This window comes from Stenotrophomonas hibiscicola ATCC 19867, assembly GCF_000382065.1.
In the GTDB taxonomy this organism is placed as follows: domain Bacteria; phylum Pseudomonadota; class Gammaproteobacteria; order Xanthomonadales; family Xanthomonadaceae; genus Stenotrophomonas; species Stenotrophomonas hibiscicola.
Genome location: NZ_KB907500.1, coordinates 230,586 through 250,248 on the forward strand (window position 1 = coordinate 230,586; position 19,663 = coordinate 250,248).

Here is a 19,663-nt window from a genome sequence, read left to right on the forward strand (position 1 = left end):
CCCGAGACCGCCATGCCTGCCCTGCCTTGGTTGCATCCCGATCGTGCCAACGCGCTGCTCGACGCCCTGCGCGAGCGGATCCTGATCATCGACGGCGCGATGGGCACGATGATCCAGCGCCATGGCCTGCAGGAAGGCGATTACCGTGGCGAGCGCTTCGCCGGTGGCTACGACCATGCGCATGGCCCCGGCTGTGACCACGGCGTGCCCGAAGGCCATGATCTGAAGGGCAACAACGATCTGCTGCTGCTGACCCGGCCGCAGATCGTCGCCGACATCCATACCGCCTACCTGGAGGCAGGCGCGGATCTGGTCGAGACCAACACCTTCAATGCCACCTCGGTCAGCCAAGCTGACTACCACCTCGAGCACCTGGTGTACGAACTGAACAAGGCCGGTGCGGCCGTCGCGCGCGCCTGCTGTGACGCGGCGGAAGCGACCACGCCCGGCAAGCCGCGCTTCGTGATCGGGGTGATCGGCCCGACCAGCCGCACCGCCTCGATCAGTCCCGACGTGAACGATCCGGGCTTCCGCAACACCAGCTTCGACGAGCTTCGCGACACCTATCGCGAAGCCATCGAAGGCCTGATCGACGGCGGCGCCGACACGCTCATGGTCGAGACCATCTTCGATACGCTCAATGCCAAGGCCGCGCTGTATGCGCTGGAAGAGGCCTTTGATGCACGTGGCGCGCGGTTGCCGGTGATGATCTCCGGCACCATCACCGACGCGTCGGGGCGCACCTTGTCCGGACAGACTGCCGAAGCCTTCCACGCCTCGCTGGCGCATGCGCGACCGCTGTCGATCGGCCTGAACTGCGCGCTGGGCGCCAATGCGATGCGCCCGCATGTGGAAACCCTCTCGCAGGTCGCCGACTGTTACGTCAGCGCCCACCCCAACGCCGGCCTGCCCAACGCGTTCGGCGAGTACGACGAAACCCCTGAAGAGATGGCCACCACCCTGCGGGGCTTCGCCGACGATGGCCTGTTGAACCTGGTCGGTGGCTGCTGTGGTTCCACCCCCGACCATATCCGCGCGATCGCCCAGGCCGTGGCCGGGCTGGCACCGCGTGCCCTGCCGGGCGCACGGGAGCAGCACGCCGCATGAGCAGCACGCCCCTCACCCGCCTGTCCGGCCTGGAACCGCTGGTCATCACCCCGGACCTGCTGTTCATCAACGTCGGCGAACGCACCAACGTCACCGGCAGTGCGCAGTTCCGCAAGCTCATCAAGGAAGGCCGCTACGAAGAAGCGGTGGACGTGGCCCGCCAGCAGGTGGCCAGCGGTGCGCAGATCCTCGATGTGAACATGGACGAGGGCCTGATCGACTCGGAAGCGGCGATGACCCGCTACCTGAACCTGATCATGTCCGAGCCGGACATCGCGCGCATCCCCGTGATGGTCGACTCCTCCAAGTGGAGCGTGATCGAGGCCGGCCTGAAATGCCTGCAGGGCAAGAGCGTGGTCAACTCGATTTCGCTGAAGGAAGGCGAGGCGCTGTTCCGCGAGCACGCGCGCAAGGTGCTGCGCTACGGTGCTGCTGCGGTGGTGATGGCGTTCGACGAAAACGGGCAGGCCGACACCTGCGCGCGCAAGGTCGAAATCTGTACCCGTGCCTACCGCATCCTGGTCGACGAGATCGGTTTCCCGCCGCAGGACATCATCTTCGACCCGAACATCTTCGCCGTCGCTACGGGCATCGAAGAGCACGACAACTATGCAGTGGACTTCATCGAAGCCACCCGCATCATCAAGCAGACCCTGCCGCACTGCCACGTCTCCGGCGGCGTCTCCAACGTCTCGTTCTCCTTCCGCGGCAACGAAACGGTACGCCAGGCCATCCACTCGGTGTTCCTGTACCACGCGATCGCCGCCGGCATGGACATGGGCATCGTCAACGCCGGCGCGATGCCGATCTACGACGACCTGGAGCCGGACCTGCGCGAGCGCGTCGAGGACGTGATCCTCAACCGCCGAAGCGATGCCACCGAGCGTCTGCTGGAGATCGCCGAGCGCTACAAGGGCAAGAAGGGCGCGGCGAAGACCGAAGACCTGGCCTGGCGCGAAAAGCCGGTGGCACAGCGTTTGGCGCATGCCCTGGTACACGGCCTGGATGCCTTCGTCGAGGAAGACACCGAACTGGCCCGGCAGGCCTCCAGCCGCCCGCTGGACGTGATCGAAGGCCCGCTGATGGACGGCATGAACATCGTCGGCGACCTGTTCGGCGCCGGCAAGATGTTCCTGCCACAGGTGGTGAAATCCGCGCGCGTGATGAAGAAGGCCGTGGCCTACCTGCTGCCCTACATCGAAGCGGAAAAGGCGCGCAGCGGTGACACCGCCAAGAGCAACGGCAAGATCATCATGGCTACGGTGAAGGGCGATGTGCATGACATCGGCAAGAACATCGTCGGCGTCGTACTGGCCTGCAACAACTTCGACGTGGTCGACCTCGGCGTGATGGTGCCGGCGCAGAAGATCCTCGATGCCGCCCGCGAGCACAACGCCGACCTGATCGGCCTGTCCGGGCTGATCACCCCGTCCCTGGAGGAGATGAGCCACGTTGCCCGCGAGATGGAGCGCCAGGGCTTCGACCTGCCGCTGCTGATCGGGGGTGCGACCACTTCGCGTGCGCACACCGCGCTGAAGATCGACCCGCACTACAAGGCGCCGACGGTATGGGTGAAGGATGCATCGCGCGCGGTTGGCGTTGCGCAGTCGCTGATCTCGCGTGATCTGCGCGAGGCCTTCGTTGCCGCCAACGAAGCCGACTATGCCGAAATCCGCGCGCGCCACCGCAACCGGGGCGACGCCAAGCGTCTGGTCACGCTGGAACATGCGCGCGGGCAGAAATTCCAGGGCGGCTGGGACAGTTACACGCCACCGGCACCGAATCAGCCCGGCCTGCACGTGTTCGACGACTATCCCCTGGCCGAACTGGTCGACTACATCGACTGGACGCCGTTCTTCCAGGCCTGGGAGCTGGCCGGCAAGTTCCCGGCGATCCTCACCGACGAGATCGTCGGCACCCAGGCCAGCGAGCTGTACAAGGATGCCCGTGCGATGCTCGAGCGCATCGTCGGCGAGAAGTGGCTGACGGCCAAGGCCGTGTTCGGCCTGTGGCCGGCCAACAGCATCGGCGACGATGTCCGCGTGCAGCACGCACAGGGCGAAACCACCCTGCACTTCCTGCGCCAGCAGGTGGACAAGCCAGCCGAACGCCCCGATTTCTGCCTGGCCGATTTCATTGCACCGGCCGAAAGCGGAAAGCAGGACTGGATCGGCGCGTTCGCGGTCACTGCCGGTATCGGCATCGACACCCACGTCGCGCGCTTCGAGGCCGAGCATGACGACTACAACGCGATCCTGCTGAAAGCCCTCGCCGACCGCTTCGCCGAGGCACTGGCCGAGCGCCTGCACCAGCGCGTGCGTACAGAATTCTGGGGCTACGACCGCGCCGAGACGCTGGACAACGAAGCCTTGATCGACGAGCAGTACCGCGGCATCCGTCCGGCGCCGGGCTACCCGGCCTGCCCCGAGCACAGCGAGAAGCGCCGCCTGTTCGACCTGCTGCAGGCTGAGAAGAACGCTGGCATGGAACTGACCGAGAGCTTCGCGATGTTGCCCACGGCCGCTGTCTCCGGCTACTACTTCAGCCATCCGCAGAGCCAGTACTTCGTTGTCGGACGGCTCAGCCGCGAACAGGTCACCGACTATGCCCGGCGCAAGGGCGTGGACCGCGGCCAGGCCGAACGCTGGCTGGCCTCCAATCTCGACTACGACCCCGAATGAGGCGGTAGCGCCGGGCCATGCCCGGCGTCATCTCCCGTCCGCCGGGCATGGCCCGGCGCTACCGTGCATTATTCCCGCGATGACCGTTCCCGTTGCCCACCTCTCAAGTTTCTACTTGTTCTACTACGCGGCGCTCGGCGCGTTCACGCCGTACTGGAGCCTGTTCCTGACCGCGCGCGGGATGAGCGTGACCGCGATCAGCGTGATGATGGGCCTGTGGTACGCCACCCGCGTGATCGCACCCAGTGCCTGGACCTCGCTGGCGGCCGCATCACCGCGACCGATCCGCCTACTGCGCGTCGGCTGCGTGCTGACCCTGCTCAGCTTCGCCGCCTTCCTGCTGCCCCTGCCGCAGCCGTGGATGTACCCGGCGATGATCGTGTTCTGCTTCTTCTACAACGCGGTGATGCCGCAGTTCGAGTCGATCACCCTCACCCACCTGGGCAACGACAGCCATCGCTACGGGCTGATCCGGGTCTGGGGCTCGCTCGGTTTCATCGCCGTGGTCACCCTGTTCGGCTGGCTGATCGAAGGCGATGGCGCCGGCAGCCACGCCGGATTGTTGCCCTGGATGATGCTGCCCCTGTTCGTGCTGCTGGTTGCCTCGGCCTTCAGCAACCATTACGCGCGCGACATCGGCAGGACGGCGGGGGATGCCAGCGGCTTCTGGCAGATCGTGCGCCGACCGCCGGTGCTGGCGTTCTTCCTGGCCGCGTTCATGGAGCAGCTGTCGTTCGGCCCGTACTACACGTTCTTCTCGGTCTACATGGACCATCACGGTTACCGTACCTCCACCCTGGGCCTGCTGTGGACCATCGGCGTGGTCTTCGAAGTAGGCGTGTTCTTCACCATCGGCCGCTTCTTCCGCCGCTACGACGCCAGCTGGATGCTGCTGATCGCACTGGTCAGTTCCTGCCTGCGCTGGGCCGTGACCGCATTGTTCCCGGAGAACCTGCCGGTAATGCTGCTGGCGCAGACCGCGCACGCGCTGGGCTTTGCCGCGTTCTTTGCGGCGGCGATGCAGATGCTGGCGACCTACTTCCCCGGTCGTCTCAATGGCCACGGCCAGGGACTGCTCTATGGATTCTCGTCGGGTGTCGGCGGGGTGCTGGGCGCGCTTATTGCCGGCCAGCTGTGGAAGATCGACGATGGCCGCACCGCGTTCCTGGCGGCTAGCGGGTTTGCCCTGATCGGCGCCCTGCTCTGCTTCTTCGCGCTGAGCCTGCCGCTGATACGCGCGCGCCGGACCCACGGCGCACACTGACAACGCTCCGGTTCAGCGCTGCAGCAACACCTGCTGCAGCGAAGGCAGCAGCACGCGGTTGCCATGCGCGCTGAGATGATCGCCATCGAAGAACAGCGGGCGGCCATCGCGCTGCGCGGGACATAGCGCGTCGTCGCACAGCACCGGCAGCGGGTCCCACAGCACGCCCCCCGGCAGTCCATCGACCACCTGCCGCAGGCTGCCCAGCATGGGTGCCCGCAACGTTTCCATCGCGACGCGCGTGCTGTCCAGCCCGTTGCGGCAGACCTCGTTGCGCGCATTGAAGCGGTCCGAGCAGCGATAGGGGGGCGCCGGCAGCACCGGTTTGGGTGCCTCCAGCACGATGCGCACACCGCGCTCGGCCAGAGGCTTCCACTGCTTGATCGCCTCGGCCGCTTCGGCCTCACGCCCTGCCGTGGCCTCCGCTGTCAGTTCGCCCGCCAGCTGCGCCTGCGCATCGAACAGCACGAACTGATCGGACAGGCGCGGCACCCGCAGCGATACCAGAACCACGGCGTCCCCCGGCTGCGCGCGCTGCGCGATGTCGGCAAACACCGCTGCGTCGAAATCGGTGCAACCGGCCCCGGCACCGCGCCACTTCTGCAGGCTCACCTGCGGGCATCCGCCACGGCCATAGAGGGAGACCTCAGAGCCGGTTTCCAGCGCCAGGCGCTGCAGCAGCTCGATGTAGGCCATCGCATGCGAATCGCCGGCAACAAACACCCGCTTCGGCGCACCGGCCGGCAGCGGACGGTCGCAGTTTCCACGGGTAAAGGTGCGCGCACTGCCGCCTTCGAATCGATGCTTCGCGGCCACCAGAGCACAATCGGGATAATCACCCGCCACACTCTCGCCATTGGGATACCAATCGGCTGGATGCCGGCTGACGGTACTCAGCGACAGCCGCGGCGCCTGCAGGTAGAGCAATGCCTGGATGCCGGCGGCGCACAGCAGTACGACTGCGCCGCTCAGCACCCACCGGCCTGGACGCAGGCGCTGCGACAACGGGCCGCGGAAGGGTTGCTCGACCCAGCGCCACGATACCCATGACAGCAGCAGCACCAGCACCATCGCAGCGATCATCTGCGGTTGTGTCCGCAGGCCCACGGTCCAGCGCATCAGCACGAACACCGGCCAGTGCCACAGATACAGCGAGTACGACAGCAGGCCAATGCGGCGCATCGGAGCGCTGGCGAGCAGCCGCGCCACCCATGCCTGCGGATGATGATGCAGCGTCCAAAGCAGGCCTGCGGTGGCGAAGGCCGGCAGCAGGCCGTCAGGCCACGGCGAGCGCCCGGCACGCGAGGACCATAGAGCCCACCCCAGCAAGGCCAGCGCCATCATGGCCAGCAGGGAAAACACCGGCGCAGCGCGCTTCAGTGCCTGACTGGTTGCGGGGTCCAGCGATTGCCGCACGTGCAGCAGCTGGAACAGCAGCACGCCCACGCCCAGTTGCCAGAGACGGGTGCTGGTGGCGTAGAACGCCCACGATGGCGGCGCCTCGCGCAGACCCAGCACCGCAGCGTGCAGCAGCGATGCCATGCTGACCAGTGCGAACAGGCCCAGGCTGATCCAGCGCCCGCGCGCGCCACGTGCCCAGGCCAGGAACAGCAACGGGAACAGCAGGTAGAACTGCTCTTCCACACCCAGCGACCAGGTATGGGTGTAGGGATTGAATTCGGCCTTGGGCGCGAAGTAATCGTTGCCGATCGCCGCCAGCACCCAGTTGCTGAATCCGAACAACGCCATCAGCCCCGTCTTGTCACTGGCTTCGCTGAGCCACGACTCAGGAATGAACAGCACGCTCGCCACACCGGTCAGCAGCACGCACGCCAGCAGCGCCGGTGCGATACGACGGATGCGGCGCGCATAGAAGCGCAGCATCGACTGCCCCAGCGACAGCGGCGGCAGCCGATGTACCGACGCGCTGACCACGAAACCGGAAATGACGAAGAACACGTCCACGCCGGTGAACCCGCCCGGCAACCAGCCCGGGTCCAGGTGGAACACGATGACAGCCAGCACGGCGATCGCGCGCAGGCCGTCAATGTGCGGCACGTAGCCGCGGCTTGGATCAGCGGTCATCCCTTCCCCCGCGGCCGCGGGGGCAACGCGCCCACGGCGATCACGCGTTTACCAGACCAGGTCGTCCGGCACCTGGTACTGCGGGTCCGCGTACGGATCTTCCTCGGCCGGCGCATTCGGATCGACCTTCAGCGCCACCGACGGGGCGAACACTGCCTCGCACTGTGCCAGCACCTCGGCGGTCACCAGCAGGTAGCGGCCGTTGAGCTGGACCACGCCCAGTTCACCGGCATTGAGCGCGGTCAGCTGTTCGGCGGTCACGTAGATGCGCTTGATCTTGCCGCCGTACGGGAAGTGGCGGGCAATGTCCGCCTCCTCGGCATTGAGGCTTTTGCCCTGCAGCAGCGCTTCCAGCTTGGCCTTCGCCTCACGGCGCACGCGTGCTTCTTCCTGCTTCAGGCGCTCGGCCTCGATGCGCTCTTCCTTCTCCCGCTGCGCACGGATCGCATAGGCCTTGGCCAGGTCCATCTCTTCGGCGCTGCGCGGCTTGCGCGGCCCCTGCTGCCCTTGGCCACCACGCGCCTGCCCACCGGGCCTGCCCGCCCCACCATGGCCATGCCCGCGACGCTCGCCGGGCTTGTGCTCGCCCTTGCCTGCGCCCTGCGGCTTTGCATTGCCGTTGCCACCCTTGCCCTGCGGGCGGCCGTCACGGCGGGGGCCATCATTCTTGCGCTCGGGCTTGGGCGCGGGCTTGAAGCCCAGGCCCATCAGCTGGTCGCGGAGGGTATCGCTCATAGGATTCGGATCAGTAGTGCGGCGGCGGCGGTTCGCTCGCCGGATCGGAAGAATTCAGTGCGTTGCGGACCTTGCCCAGGTCCTCCAGCAGGACGCGCAGCACATCGGCATTGCGCATGCCCTGCATGCGGGCATCAGCCAGCGCATCGCTCAACTCGGCCAGCGCCTGTTCCTGGAAGGACACGCGCATCTCCAACTCGACCAGGCGCGCTTCCAGCGCCTGCTCACGTTCGGTCGGTAGATCAGACATGCAGCGAACGCCCCCGGCCGATGCCGTAGTACGCCAGGCCGGCGGCTTCCACTTCGGCCGGCTCATAGAGGTTGCGGCCGTCGAACACCACCGCGTCCTTCAGCTGCTCGCGCAGCTTCTGGAAATCGGGACTGCGGAACTGCTTCCACTCGGTCACCACGACCAGGGCGTCCGCGCCCTGCAGCGCTTCGTCAGCATTGCTGCAGAACACCAGGTCATCGCGTTCGCCGAAGATGCGCTGCGATTCGTGCATTGCTTCCGGATCGTAGGCACGCACCGTGGCACCGCCTTCCCACAGCTGCGCCAGCAGGCGACGGCTGGAAGCTTCACGCATGTCATCAGTGTTCGGCTTGAAGGCCAGGCCCCACACGGCGAAGGTCTTGCCGCGCACCCCTTCGTCCTCGCCCTTGTCGTAATGACGCTGGATGAGGGCGAACAGATGGCCCTTCTGTGCATCGTTGACCGCTTCCACTGCATTGAGCAGCTTCGGCTCCAGGCCATGCTGCTGGGCGGTACGGGCCAATGCCTGCACGTCCTTCGGGAAGCACGAGCCGCCGTAGCCGGCGCCCGGGTAGATGAAGTGCCAGCCGATGCGCGGGTCCGAGCCGATGCCCTGGCGGACCTGCTCGACGTCGGCACCGACGCGTTCGGCAATGTTGGCGATTTCGTTCATGAATGAAATCTTGGTTGCCAGCATCGCATTGGCGGCGTACTTGGTCAGCTCGGCCGAACGCACGTCCATCTCGACCACGCGGTCGTGGTTGCGGTTGAACGGCGCGTACAGGCGGCGCATTACCGCTACCGACTCATCGCTGGTCGCACCGATGATGATGCGGTCCGGGCGCATGCAATCGGCGACTGCGTCGCCTTCCTTCAGGAATTCCGGATTGGACACCACGTCGAAGGTGATGTCCGCGCCACGCGCGGCCAGCTCTTCGGCAATGGCGGCGCGCACCTTGTCGGCGGTACCCACCGGCACCGTCGACTTGTTGACCACCACGGTGGGCACGCTCATGTGCCGGCCGATGGTACGGGCAACGGCCAGCACGTACTGCAGATCGGCGCTGCCATCCTCGTCCGGCGGGGTACCAACGGCGATGAACACTACCTGGCCATGCGCGATCGCCGACGCGGCATCGGTAGTGAATGCCAGCCGCGACGCGGCGTGGTTGGCCTTCACCATCGGCTCCAGGCCAGGCTCATAGATGGGAATGACGCCCTGGTTGAGGCCATCTACCTTGGCCTGGTCGATATCGACGCAGACCACCTGATGACCGACATCGGCCAGGCAGGTACCGGTCACCAGTCCAACGTAACCCGTACCAAAAATCGCAACGCGCATATCCGTATTCGCTCCTCGATGACTTACGGCAGGACGCCCAGCAGCTCGACGTCGAACGTCAAAGTCGCGTTCGGGCCGATCGGGCCGCCGGGAGTGCCGTTCTCACCGTAGGCGAGTTCGCCCGGGATCCAGAAGCGGTACTTCGAACCGACCGGCATCAGCGCAACGCCTTCGGTCCAGCCCTTGATCACCTGGTCCAGGCCGAACTCAGCCGGCTGGCGGCCGTAGGAACTGTCGAACACGGTGCCGTTGAGCAGCTTGCCTTCGTAGTTCACGCGCACCTTGCTGCTCGGCAGCGGACGCTCGCCGCTACCCGGGCGGATCACCTGGTACTGCAGGCCCGACGCGGTGGTCACCACGCCCGGCTGGGTCTTGTTCTTGGCCAGGAACGCATTGCCTTCCTCGCGGTTGGTCTGCGCAGCGGCGGCGGCCTTGGCCTGCATTTCGGCCTGCTTGCTGCCCATGAAGGCCTGAATGGTGGCGGTCGCGTCAGCTTCCGTCATCTTCGGCTGTCCCTTGCTCAGGCCGGTGCTGATCGCGTCAAACAGCGAGGCGACGTCGATGTCATCCTTCAGCTGCGCCAGCGACGGGCCCACCGAGTAGGAACCGATCATCTGCGAGACCTTGACGCGGTCGACCTTCGGCGGCTGCGAACCCGGCGCCACGCCCGGCACCTGCTGGCCGCTGCGGGCCATCACGACCTGGCGCAGGGCCGCGTCGGTGGCCTTGGCCTGTTCCTGGGTGATCTGCGGCTGCAGGCCTTCGAACGAACGCTCCACGGCGGTGCGCAGCGCGGCCACGTCGATCTCATCGGCGATCGGAGTGAACGACTTGGCCACGTCCAGGCCGATGGCGTAGCCCAGCTTCTGCTTGGGGGAATTCAAGGTTGCGGTCTCCTTGGCGGCTGCGGGGGCAGCCGGTTGTTGCGACAGAGCGACACCCGAAGTGCCCATCGCCAGAATCAGAACCGACGCCGCGGCGCCGCGCATTCCCATCTTCATTCGCTGCATTCCTGGAAGTGTCTGGGCGCCGACGTCGGCGCGAAAAGGATCATTGTCGCACGCATGCCGTCGATGTCGAGGCATGCGTGCCGGATATCAATGCGTGGCGGCGGCCGCCAGCGCCTTGTCGATGGCCGCGATCAGCTGCGGATCGTCCGGCGTCACCTTGCTGGCGAACTGGGCGATGACCTTGCCATCGCGGCCCACGAGGTACTTGTGGAAGTTCCAGGCCGGCGCAACGCCGGTCGCTGCGGTCAGCCGCTGGTACAGCGGCGTGGCCTGCGGACCGACCACATGCACTTTCTCGAACATCGGGAACCTGACGCCGTAGGTCAGGGTGCAGAAGTCCTGGATCTGCTTCTCGTCACCGGGCTCCTGGCCCTTGAAATCGTTGGACGGGAAGCCGAGCACCGCGAAGCCCTTGCCGGCGTACTGCCTGTGCAGCGCCTCCAGGCCTTCGTACTGAGGGGTATAGCCACACTTGCTGGCGGTATTGACCACCAGCAGCACCTGGCCGTGGTAGCGCTGCTGCAGGTTGACCTGCTGCTTGCCAGCCAGCGGCCGGTAGCTGACGTCGAGCAGGTCGGCGGCCAGCGCATTGGCCGAGGCTGCCAGGCCGAGGGCCAGCAGAGTCAACAGGGACAGGCCGCGGAAGCGGTGCGGGAAGGCGGTCGACAGGGGCATGGGAACGTTCCGCAATAGCCGTTTCAAGGGTCCGGCCAGCATCGGCCGGGAATCGGCCGAACTATAGCACCGGGCCCTGTGGCACCTGTCGGCCCCGCCGTGGCACAGCTTTGCCGGGCTTGGCGACAGCCTGTGGGAAACGGCCGCGGCGCGTCGTCATTGACATAGGATTGACGTGACTGAATGGAAGGCGGTCAGGGAAGCCGGTTTCACCAACCAATTTTTCCTTTATTATCAATTGCCTGGATGGATATGGCGCGTTCTTGACCGCCCCTGCCATCAGTTGGGTGATGTGGGGGCTTGCACCCCGGCGTGCCGGTGTTATAGTTGCATACAACACCAGTCACCTGAGACAGGGGGAAGCCATGAACGTCCGGATCCGTCGCAACCTCACCGCACACGCGGCCGTCGCTGTTTCGACCCTGCTCGTGCTGGCCTGGTGGGCCACGCCCACCGCCCCTGCTTCTGCCGCTGCCGAAAGTGCGCAGGACGCGACGCTCTCCCCGGCAGGGAATGCCACCCCCTCCTCCCCCCCTCCCCCGCGTCGGCTGCACAGCGCGCTGTCCATGCCGTATTTCTCGTTCGCCCAGCCGCTGATCCCACGGAGCTGAACATGAGCGACATCCAGTGGAGCGACGGCGCTCCCATCTACCGTCAGTTGAAGGAGCGCGTGATCGCCATGATGCTCGACGGAATCCTCAAGCCGGGCGATGCCCTGCCTTCGGTGCGCCAGGTGGCCGCCGACTATCAACTCAACCCCATCACCGTTTCGCGCGCCTACCAGGAACTGGCTGACGAAGGCCTGGTGGAGAAGCGCCGCGGCCTGGGCATGTTCATGACCGAGCAGGCGGCTACGCAGCTGCGAAGCAGCGAGCGCGACCGTTTCCTCAACGAAGAATGGCCGGCGGTCCTGGAGCGCATCCAGCGCCTGGGCCTGAGCCTCGACGAATTGCTGCCCCAGGGGAAAGTCTGATGAAGAGCACTGCAAGTGAAGCGGTCATCACCGCCCGAGGCCTGCGCAAGGCCTACAAGACCACGGTTGCCCTCGACAACGCCAGCTTCAGCATCCCAAGCGGGCGCATCGTCGGCCTGATCGGGCCCAATGGCGCCGGCAAGACCACCGCGCTGAAGGCCATTCTTGGCCTGACCTCGGTGGAGGGGGACCTGAGCGTGCTCGGGCGTGACCCGCGACTGCACCGCGACGAACTGATGAATGACATCTGCTTCATCGCTGATGTCGCCGTGCTGCCGCGCTGGTTGAAGGTCCGCGAAGCGATCGACTTCGTCGCTGGCGTTCACCCGCGCTTCGACCGCGCCCGTTGCGAACGCTTCCTGGCCAACACCAAGCTGCAGCCGAAGCAGCGCGTGCGGGAGCTGTCCAAGGGCATGATCGTGCAGCTGCACCTGGCGCTGGTGATGGCCATCGATGCCCGCATCCTGGTGCTGGACGAGCCGACACTGGGCCTGGACATCCTGTACCGCAAGGAGTTCTACCAGCGCCTGCTGGAAGACTACTTCGACGAACAGAAGACGATCATCGTCACTACCCACCAGGTGGAGGAAATCGAGCATATCCTCAGCGACGTCATGTTCATCCGTGATGGCCGCATCGTGCTCGACGCTGAAATGGACGACGTCGGCCAGCGCTATACCGAGCTGCTGGTCAATGCCGAACAGCTGGACACCGCCCGCGCATTGAAGCCGATCGACGAGCGCAGCCTGGCGTTCGGCAAGACGGTGATGCTGTTCGATGGCGTGCCGCGCGCCCAGCTTTCCTCCCTCGGCGAGACCCGCATCCCGGGCCTGGCCGACCTGTTCGTCGCCATCATGAAGGGGACCTACGCATGAACGCCGTCAACCACCCCGTCAGCCCGATCGGCACCCTGCGCTGGCTGCTCAAGCGCGAGTATTGGGAGAACCGCGGCGGCTTCCTCTATGCACCGTTGATCGCCGGACTGATCTCGCTGGTGATGAGCACCATCGGCATCGCGTTCGGCCTGTTCGCGCTGCATCGTGCCGCGCGCGACGGCGGCCTGCACATCGACGGCGAAGATGTGAACATCAATGGCCTGGACCTGGCGCTGCTCACCCGCGACATCAGTGCCAAGGACCTGGCCGATCTCGGTAACGGCCTCGACCTGACCCTCGTGCTCAGCTCGGCGTGGCCATTCCTGGTCCTGGCCTTCGTGGTGTTCTTCTACTGCCTGGGCGCCCTGTACGATGACCGCCGCGACCGCAGCATCCTGTTCTGGAAGTCGCTGCCGCTGTCGGACACCCAGACGGTGCTGTCCAAGCTGATCAGTGCGCTGATCGTGGCCCCGCTGATCGCGGTGATCGCTGGCATCATCACCATGCTCGGCTTCATGCTGGTCATCAGCATCGTCGCGCTGATGCACGGTGGCAGCCCGATGACCCTGATCTGGGGCCCGGCCAGCCCGTTGACCCTGGCTGCCGGCCACCTGAGCTGGATTCCGGTCTACGCGCTGTGGGCCCTGCCCACCGCCGGCTGGCTGCTGCTGTGCTCGGCCTGGGCCAAGAGCAAGCCGTTCCTGTGGGCGGTGATGCTGCCGCTGTTTGCCGGCGTCATCGTCAGCACCACCAAGATCATGCCGCTGTTCGGTCTGACCACCGGCTGGTTCTGGCAGAACATCGTCGGCCGCCTGCTGCTGGGCGGCGTACCCGGCATGGACCTGCTGTATCGCCTCGGCGCAGGTGAAGGGTCGCGCCGAGATCTGGACTCGGTGGTCAGCCTGATGTCCCCTGCCTCGCAGCTGAAGTCGCTGGCGATGCCGGAGCTGTGGATCGGTGCGGCCGTCGGTGCAGTGTTCATCTTCCTCGCCATCCGCCTGCGCAAGCGCGCCGGCGAGATCTGATCCCATCCACCTGGAGGCATCACCATGCGTTCCCTGCTCGCCTGTTCTGCGTTGTTGCTGTTGCCGCTGTCGGCGCTGGCCGCCGATGCCCCTAACTGCAAGTTCACCGCTGCCCGTACGTTGAAGCTGGAGACATCCGGCGCCAAGGCGGTGGTGTTCGAGGTGAACCAGCATGACCTGAAGGTGGTCGCCAGCAAGGGCGGTGGCCAGCTGGATGGTCGCGCCTGCGCCTCCAGCCAGGAATGGTTGGACCAGCTGGTGCTGGATCAGCGGAAGGAAGGCGACAAGCTGGTGGTCAGCCTGCGCCGCGAAGGCCGCGACAGCGGCATCAGCCTGGGCAGCAGCTATGCCTGGCTGGACATCCGTGGCAGCGTGCCGGACAACCTGCCCCTGCAGCTGAAGGTCGGTTCCGGCGATGCCAGTGTGGACAACGCGCAGTCGCTGAGCGTGGATGTCGGCTCCGGTGATGCCATCATCCGTGGCACCCGTGGCAGCATCCACGCAGCGGTGGGCTCGGGTGACCTGGACATCGACGGCGGCAGCTCGCTGAACCTGCTGTCGCTGGGCTCTGGCGACGTCAAGGCACGCAACATCGGCGGCGATGCGGTCACCGGCACGGTGGGTTCGGGTGACCTGAAGCTCAGCGATGTCCGCGGCAACGCCCGGCTGGACACCGTCGGGTCCGGCGACGTCGGGTTCAAGCGCGTGCAGGGCAACGTCGAGGTCGGCGTGGTCGGCTCCGGCGATGTCGACCTGTCCGACATCGGCGGCAGCGTGCATGTGCGCAGCCACGGCTCGGGTGACATCCAGGTCGATGGCGTGCGCGGCAGCCTGACCGTCGACCACAGCGGCAGCGGCGACGTGGGCCACCGCAACGTCAGCGGCACCGTCACCCTGCCCCGCAAAAAGTAACCGCCACCGGACCGATCGAGGACACTGCCATGAATCTGCTGCGCGTGCTGCCTGCCACCCTGCTGTGCCTGCCGCTGATCGCCTGCGGCGGCACGTCCTCCACGCCTGATACCACCGTCGGCAAAAGCGTGGCCGAGGCGACCAGCGGGGTCGGCCAGACGGTCAAGGAGGCCATGGACGATGCCCGCAAGGACATCGCCCAGGGCAACATCAAGATCTCGGCCGACAAGCAGCCGCGTGCGGAGATCACGCCGGACGGGCGGCTGCTGATCGGCGGCAAGGAAGTGCCGGCTGATGAGGCCCAGCGCCGGCAGCTGCTGGAATACCGCGGCCACGTCGTTGCCATTGCAATGGACGGCATGGATGTCGGCCTGGCCGGTGCCAAGCTCGGCGCCAGTGCTGCCGGAGAGGCCCTGAAGGGCATCTTCAGCGGCGACAGCGAGGGCATCGAGAAGCGGATCAATGCCGAGGCGGAGAAGATCGAAGCCCAGGCCAAGCGCATCTGCAACCGCATGCCGGCGATGCTGGCCAGCCAGCAGGCGCTGGCCGCATCGCTGCCCGCGTTCAAGCCGTACGCCACGATGGACCAGAGTGACGTCGACGACTGCGGCAAGGACACCGTGGTCCAGCGCTAGGCCTGTGACAGATCAGCACACCCGGCCGGCAGCGGCGCCCCGCTGCCGGCCGTAACGTGCCGACCGGCTTACAATGTCGGCCCCGGACGCCCCCGAACCGAATGCCATGAAGAAGTTGTTCCTGCTGCTGGCCGCCCTGCTCTGCCTGGGCCTGGTCGGCTGTGACAAGGATTACCGCAACCACCGCGCCGAGCGCGGCAAGCCCAAGATTTCCGTCAGCGAAGGGATGGTGACCGTGCGTCGCCCGCCGGCACCGAACATCATCATCCTCGGCGATGGCACGATGAAGGTGGACGAGATCCAGATCCCGCTCGACGAAGGGCAGAAGCAGATGCTGCAGACGATGTTCGGCCGGCTGCAAGTACTGCGCCAGAACACCCTGGTCGCCGCCCCGGCCGATCCCAACATGCAACCGGTGAAGATCCAGCCGCCGGAAGGCATGGAAGTGATCCCGTCCGACCTGGTCCAGCGCATCCCCGAGTTCAAGGACTACACCGACACCTTCGGCAACATCGTCGCCGACCGCCGCTGAAAAAACGCCGCCCCCTGGGCGGCGTTTCCTCTTGTAGAGCCGAGCCCATGCCCGGCTCAGGTCCAGGAAGCAGCCGAGCATGGGCTCGGCCCTACGACCGGCGCATCAACCGCCGCCACCGCCCCCCGCGTGGATGCCACCGGCAGTCAGCGCGGTGGGGTCCAGCAGGCGGCGCAGTTCCGCTTCCTGCAGGCCGCTGTCTTCCAGCGCTACGTCCAGCACCGGGCGCTGTTCCTTGTAGGCACGCTTGGCAATGGCCGCTGCCTTCTCGTAGCCGATGATCGGGTTCAGCGCCGTGACCAGGATGGGATTGCGCGACAGCGCCTCGGCAACACGGTCTTGGCGCACCTTCAGCCCGGCAATCGCGCTGTCGGCCAGCAGCCGCGACACATTGGCCAGCAGGCCGATGCCATCCAGCAGGTTCACCGCAATCAGCGGCAGGGTGACGTTGAGCTGGAAGTTGCCGGTCTGCCCGGCCACGGTGATCGCGGTGTGGTGGCCAATCACCTGCGCGCACGCCATCACGGTTGCTTCCGGAATCACCGGGTTGACCTTGCCCGGCATGATCGAGCTGCCCGGCTGCAGTGCCGGCAGTTCGATCTCGCCCAGCCCGGCCAGCGGACCGGCGTTCATCCAGCGAAGATCATTGGCGATCTTGATCAGCGCCACCGCCAGTGCATTGAGCTGGCCGGACAACTCCACTGCATCGTCCTGCGCGGCCAGGCCTTCGAACTTGTTCTCGGCGCTGTCGAACTTGAAACCGGTCTGTTGCTTCAGTGCCTTGGCTACCTGCGCGCCAAAACGCGGGTCGGCGTTGATGCCGGTGCCGATGGCGGTGCCACCCAGCGGCAGGCGGCGCACGCGCTTGAGGCTGTCTTCGATGCGCTCCTGCGCCGAGGCCAGCTGCGCCGACCATGCGCCGAACTCCTGCTCGAAGGTCAGTGGCATCGCGTCCATCAGGTGGGTACGGCCGGTCTTGACCACCTTGCGCAGGCTGCGGCCCTTCTTGTCGAGGGTCTTGCGCAGGTGCACCAGCGCCGGCAGCAGCTGTTCGTGCGTCGCCAGCACCGCCGACACGCGCAGCGCGGTCGGGATCACGTCGTTGGAGCTCTGCCCCTGGTTGACGTGGTCATTGGGATGCACGGTGGTCTTGCCCGCCTTGCCGGCACGGTTGGCCAGGGTGGCGATGACCTCATTGGCATTCATGTTCGACGACGTGCCCGAACCGGTCTGGTAGACGTCGATCGGGAAGTGCGCGTCCCAGTTGCCGGCGGCCACTTCGGCAGCAGCGGTCTGGATGGCCTTGGCCACGTTCTTCGGCAGGTGGCCCAGCTCGGCGTTGACGCCGGCGGCAGCGCCCTTGACCAGGCCCAGGGCACGGATGAAACCGCGCGGCATGCGCTGGCCCGACACCGGGAAATTCTGCACGGCACGCTGGGTCTGGGCGCCCCACAGGGCGTCCGCAGGCACCTGCAGCTCGCCCATGCTGTCGTGTTCGATTCTGAAACCCTTGCTTGCAGCTTTGCTCATTGCATCAACTCCGCACTACTTCAGTTGGGGAAAGGGAAGCGGCGGCTGGCAGGGTGTCGCTTCCCGGGCTGGCGGCTGCGCCAACGATACTCCCTTGCCCGCAGCGTGGGATGACGAGGACGGGCCAGAACGTTCCGTCCGCAGGGCCGTGTTGTAGAGCCGAGCCCATGCTCGGCTTCCCGCAGGGCGCCGGATTCTCTGAAGCAGCCGAGCGTGGGCTCGGCTCTACAGGGCACGCCCCGCCGGCACGTCGTAGAATATCGGCCCCGCCGCTCGTCCCAGCCCTGCCGACATGTCCGATTCCGCCCTGCTCGCCCTGTCCCCGCTCGATGGCCGCTATGCCGGCAAGGTCGACGCGCTGCGCCCGATCTTCTCCGAATACGGCCTGATCAAGGCCCGCATCACGGTCGAGGTGGAATGGCTGCTGGCGCTGGCCGCCGAACCGGGCATCGTCGAACTGGCGCCGTTCTCCGACGCCGCCGTCGCCCGCCTGCGCGACCTGGCCGCCCGCTTCAGCCCGGCCCAGGCCGCGCGCGTGAAGGAGATCGAGCGCACCACCAACCATGACGTCAAGGCGGTGGAGTACTTCATCAAGGAACAGCTGAAGGATGACGCCGAGCTGGCGCCGGCGCTGGAATTCGTGCATTTCGCCTGCACCAGCGAAGACATCAACAACCTCAGCTACGGCCTGATGCTGGAACAGGCCCGCCGCGAGGTGCTGCTGCCGACCCTGGACGGCATCGCCAGCACCCTGCGCACCCTGGCCCACGCCCAGGCCGGCCAGCCGATGCTGTCGCGCACCCACGGCCAGACCGCCTCGCCGACCACTTTGGGCAAGGAACTGGCCAACGTGGTCGCTCGCCTGGAACGCCAGCGCCGGCAGATCGCCGCGGTCGAACTGACCGGCAAGATCAACGGTGCCGTCGGCAACTACAACGCCCACGTGGCCAGCTACCCGGACGTGGACTGGCCGGCCTTCGCCGAGCGCTTCGTGACCGGCCTGGGCCTGGTATTCAACCCGTACACCACGCAGATCGAGCCGCACGACAACGTGGCCGAGATCGGCGATGCCGCACGCCGCGCCAACATCATCCTGATCGATCTGGCTCGCGACATCTGGGGCTACATCTCGCTGGGCTATTTCAAGCAGCGCCTGAAGGAAGGCGAAGTCGGTTCGTCGACGATGCCGCACAAGGTCAACCCGATCGATTTCGAGAATGCCGAAGGCAACTTCGGCATCGCCAACGCGCTGTTTGAGCACTTCAGCGCGAAGCTGCCGATCAGCCGCTGGCAGCGTGACCTGACCGATTCCACCGTGCTGCGTGCACTGGGCACCGCGTTCGGCCACAGCCAGGTGGCGCTGGATTCGCTGGCCAAGGGCCTGGGCAAGCTGGAAGTGAACCCGCAGCGCCTGGATGCCGATCTGGACGCGGCCTGGGAAGTGCTGGCCGAGGCCGTGCAGACGGTGATGCGCCGCCATGGCCTGCCGAACCCGTACGAGCAGCTGAAGGCGCTGACCCGCGGCCAGGGCATCACTGCTGAGTCGATGCGTGCGTTCGTGCAGGGGCTGGAGCTGCCCGCGGATGCGAAGCAGCGCCTGCTGGAGATGACCCCGGGCAGCTACACCGGCCTGGCCGAGTCACTGGCGAAGAAGATCTAAGAGGTTTCCGTTGCGGCGGCGGCCGCGGCCGCGGGCGCTGCCTGCGGCAGGCAACGGCAACAGCAATAGCAACGTCAAGAGCGGCTCTGGATTGCTGCTAGCTGGGCGGGCCGGGAGGGGCCAGCGGGACACGCCGTAAACCCATCCATGGGGGCTCGATGGCGCCATCCATGGCGCCAACGGTCCCGCTGACCCCTCCCGCCCCACCTCTGACAGATTTCCGGTGACGGATCGAAGAGCGTGGGGTTGTCGGGGCAGAATTTGAAAGAGGGACGCGGCTTCGCCGCGTCCGTCTTTGTTTGAGGGTCTTTTGTAGAGCCGAGCCCGTGCTCGGCTGCTTTTGGGCGTGGGCAACAGCAAGCCGAGCGTGGG

18 protein-coding genes are annotated in these 19,663 nt (G+C 66.3%); 11 read left to right on the forward strand and 7 right to left on the reverse strand.

Annotation, left to right across the window (positions count from 1 at the left end):
- The first annotated feature begins 12 nt into the window (after positions 1–12).
- The 3 genes from G370_RS0109520 to G370_RS0109530 all read left to right on the forward strand — a co-directional run bounded on the left by G370_RS0109520 (position 13) and on the right by G370_RS0109530 (position 5,052).
- On the forward strand, positions 13–1,107 hold the full coding sequence (locus tag G370_RS0109520; protein WP_019660392.1) for a homocysteine S-methyltransferase family protein: 1,095 nt from the start codon (positions 13–15) through the stop codon (positions 1,105–1,107).
- Entirely contained in the window at positions 1,104–3,788 is a 2,685-nt protein-coding gene (gene metH / locus G370_RS0109525) for a methionine synthase (protein ID WP_019660393.1), read from the forward strand. The genes G370_RS0109520 and metH overlap by 4 nt, the downstream gene beginning before the upstream one ends.
- Before the next feature lie 79 nt (positions 3,789–3,867).
- A complete protein-coding gene (locus G370_RS0109530; RefSeq protein ID WP_019660394.1) occupies positions 3,868–5,052 on the forward strand; it encodes an MFS transporter in 1,185 nt (394 codons plus the stop codon).
- A 12-nt stretch (positions 5,053–5,064) separates the two neighbouring features.
- Here G370_RS0109530 and G370_RS0109535 read toward each other — a convergent pair whose 3' ends face one another.
- The 6 genes from G370_RS0109535 to G370_RS0109560 all read right to left on the reverse strand — a co-directional run bounded on the left by G370_RS0109535 (position 5,065) and on the right by G370_RS0109560 (position 11,149).
- The gene (locus G370_RS0109535; RefSeq protein ID WP_019660395.1) at positions 5,065–7,137 is read right to left on the reverse strand and encodes an acyltransferase family protein; all 2,073 of its coding nucleotides are present in this window, start codon (positions 7,135–7,137) and stop codon (positions 5,065–5,067) included.
- Positions 7,138–7,185: 48 nt separating this feature from the next.
- Complete coding sequence (locus G370_RS0109540; protein ID WP_019660396.1) at positions 7,186–7,872, reverse strand: DUF2058 domain-containing protein; 687 nt, start codon at positions 7,870–7,872, stop codon at positions 7,186–7,188.
- Between the two features lie 10 nt (positions 7,873–7,882).
- On the reverse strand, positions 7,883–8,122 hold the full coding sequence (locus G370_RS0109545; protein ID WP_019660397.1) for a SlyX family protein: 240 nt from the start codon (positions 8,120–8,122) through the stop codon (positions 7,883–7,885).
- Positions 8,115–9,464 (reverse strand): UDP-glucose dehydrogenase family protein, encoded by a 1,350-nt coding sequence (locus G370_RS0109550; protein WP_019660398.1) that lies wholly within the window; start codon positions 9,462–9,464, stop codon positions 8,115–8,117. Before G370_RS0109550 ends, G370_RS0109545 begins: the two co-directional genes overlap by 8 nt.
- A gap of 23 nt (positions 9,465–9,487) precedes the next feature.
- Positions 9,488–10,465, reverse strand: coding sequence for an FKBP-type peptidyl-prolyl cis-trans isomerase N-terminal domain-containing protein (locus G370_RS0109555; RefSeq protein ID WP_019660399.1), 978 nt, complete (start codon positions 10,463–10,465; stop codon positions 9,488–9,490).
- 96 nt (positions 10,466–10,561) lie between these two features.
- On the reverse strand, positions 10,562–11,149 hold the full coding sequence (locus G370_RS0109560) for a glutathione peroxidase (RefSeq protein WP_019660400.1): 588 nt from the start codon (positions 11,147–11,149) through the stop codon (positions 10,562–10,564).
- A gap of 365 nt (positions 11,150–11,514) precedes the next feature.
- On the opposite strand from G370_RS0109560, the gene G370_RS1000000122055 reads away from it, so the two are divergent.
- From G370_RS1000000122055 to G370_RS0109590, 7 genes are all read left to right on the forward strand, one after another.
- Positions 11,515–11,760, forward strand: a complete 246-nt coding sequence (locus tag G370_RS1000000122055) for a hypothetical protein (RefSeq protein WP_032955307.1) — start codon at positions 11,515–11,517, stop codon at positions 11,758–11,760.
- Positions 11,761–11,762: 2 nt separating this feature from the next.
- On the forward strand, positions 11,763–12,122 hold the full coding sequence (locus G370_RS0109565) for a GntR family transcriptional regulator (protein WP_006453095.1): 360 nt from the start codon (positions 11,763–11,765) through the stop codon (positions 12,120–12,122).
- Positions 12,122–12,997: an ABC transporter ATP-binding protein gene (locus tag G370_RS0109570; RefSeq protein ID WP_019660401.1), complete on the forward strand. Its 876-nt coding sequence runs from the start codon at positions 12,122–12,124 to the stop codon at positions 12,995–12,997. Before G370_RS0109565 ends, G370_RS0109570 begins: the two co-directional genes overlap by 1 nt.
- Positions 12,994–14,022: an ABC-2 transporter permease gene (locus G370_RS0109575; protein WP_019660402.1), complete on the forward strand. Its 1,029-nt coding sequence runs from the start codon at positions 12,994–12,996 to the stop codon at positions 14,020–14,022. Before G370_RS0109570 ends, G370_RS0109575 begins: the two co-directional genes overlap by 4 nt.
- A 24-nt stretch (positions 14,023–14,046) precedes the next feature.
- Entirely contained in the window at positions 14,047–14,934 is an 888-nt protein-coding gene (locus tag G370_RS0109580; protein WP_019660403.1) for a DUF4097 family beta strand repeat-containing protein, read from the forward strand.
- A 29-nt stretch (positions 14,935–14,963) separates the two neighbouring features.
- Complete coding sequence (locus G370_RS0109585) at positions 14,964–15,569, forward strand: YggN family protein (RefSeq protein WP_019660404.1); 606 nt, start codon at positions 14,964–14,966, stop codon at positions 15,567–15,569.
- A 106-nt stretch (positions 15,570–15,675) separates the two neighbouring features.
- A complete protein-coding gene (locus tag G370_RS0109590) occupies positions 15,676–16,101 on the forward strand; it encodes a hypothetical protein (protein ID WP_032955309.1) in 426 nt (141 codons plus the stop codon).
- Between the two features lie 105 nt (positions 16,102–16,206).
- Here G370_RS0109590 and G370_RS0109595 read toward each other — a convergent pair whose 3' ends face one another.
- The gene (locus G370_RS0109595) at positions 16,207–17,631 is read right to left on the reverse strand and encodes a class II fumarate hydratase (protein ID WP_019660406.1); all 1,425 of its coding nucleotides are present in this window, start codon (positions 17,629–17,631) and stop codon (positions 16,207–16,209) included.
- 292 nt (positions 17,632–17,923) lie between these two features.
- Here G370_RS0109595 and purB point away from each other — a divergent pair, with 292 nt between their 5' ends.
- Positions 17,924–19,291 (forward strand): adenylosuccinate lyase, encoded by a 1,368-nt coding sequence (purB, locus tag G370_RS0109600; RefSeq protein ID WP_019660407.1) that lies wholly within the window; start codon positions 17,924–17,926, stop codon positions 19,289–19,291.
- Positions 19,292–19,663: the final 372 nt, after the last annotated feature.

Excerpts from the sequence above, each read along its gene's own strand:
- G370_RS0109580 (WP_019660403.1), top strand. The coding sequence starts at position 14,047 with ATGCGTTCCCTGCTCGCCTGTTCTGCGTTGTTGCTGTTGCCGCTGTCG.
- metH (WP_019660393.1), top strand. The coding sequence starts at position 1,104 with ATGAGCAGCACGCCCCTCACCCGCCTGTCCGGCCTGGAACCGCTGGTC.
- G370_RS0109535 (WP_019660395.1), bottom strand. The coding sequence starts at position 7,137 with ATGACCGCTGATCCAAGCCGCGGCTACGTGCCGCACATTGACGGCCTG.
- G370_RS0109520 (WP_019660392.1), top strand. The coding sequence starts at position 13 with ATGCCTGCCCTGCCTTGGTTGCATCCCGATCGTGCCAACGCGCTGCTC.
- G370_RS0109530 (WP_019660394.1), top strand. The coding sequence starts at position 3,868 with ATGACCGTTCCCGTTGCCCACCTCTCAAGTTTCTACTTGTTCTACTAC.
- G370_RS0109560 (WP_019660400.1), bottom strand. The coding sequence starts at position 11,149 with ATGCCCCTGTCGACCGCCTTCCCGCACCGCTTCCGCGGCCTGTCCCTG.
- G370_RS0109540 (WP_019660396.1), bottom strand. The coding sequence starts at position 7,872 with ATGAGCGATACCCTCCGCGACCAGCTGATGGGCCTGGGCTTCAAGCCC.
- G370_RS0109585 (WP_019660404.1), top strand. The coding sequence starts at position 14,964 with ATGAATCTGCTGCGCGTGCTGCCTGCCACCCTGCTGTGCCTGCCGCTG.
- G370_RS1000000122055 (WP_032955307.1), top strand. The coding sequence starts at position 11,515 with ATGAACGTCCGGATCCGTCGCAACCTCACCGCACACGCGGCCGTCGCT.
- G370_RS0109565 (WP_006453095.1), top strand. The coding sequence starts at position 11,763 with ATGAGCGACATCCAGTGGAGCGACGGCGCTCCCATCTACCGTCAGTTG.
- G370_RS0109545 (WP_019660397.1), bottom strand. The coding sequence starts at position 8,122 with ATGTCTGATCTACCGACCGAACGTGAGCAGGCGCTGGAAGCGCGCCTG.
- G370_RS0109575 (WP_019660402.1), top strand. The coding sequence starts at position 12,994 with ATGAACGCCGTCAACCACCCCGTCAGCCCGATCGGCACCCTGCGCTGG.
- G370_RS0109555 (WP_019660399.1), bottom strand. The coding sequence starts at position 10,465 with ATGAAGATGGGAATGCGCGGCGCCGCGGCGTCGGTTCTGATTCTGGCG.
- purB (WP_019660407.1), top strand. The coding sequence starts at position 17,924 with ATGTCCGATTCCGCCCTGCTCGCCCTGTCCCCGCTCGATGGCCGCTAT.
- G370_RS0109550 (WP_019660398.1), bottom strand. The coding sequence starts at position 9,464 with ATGCGCGTTGCGATTTTTGGTACGGGTTACGTTGGACTGGTGACCGGT.
- G370_RS0109570 (WP_019660401.1), top strand. The coding sequence starts at position 12,122 with ATGAAGAGCACTGCAAGTGAAGCGGTCATCACCGCCCGAGGCCTGCGC.
- G370_RS0109590 (WP_032955309.1), top strand. The coding sequence starts at position 15,676 with ATGAAGAAGTTGTTCCTGCTGCTGGCCGCCCTGCTCTGCCTGGGCCTG.
- G370_RS0109595 (WP_019660406.1), bottom strand. The coding sequence starts at position 17,631 with ATGAGCAAAGCTGCAAGCAAGGGTTTCAGAATCGAACACGACAGCATG.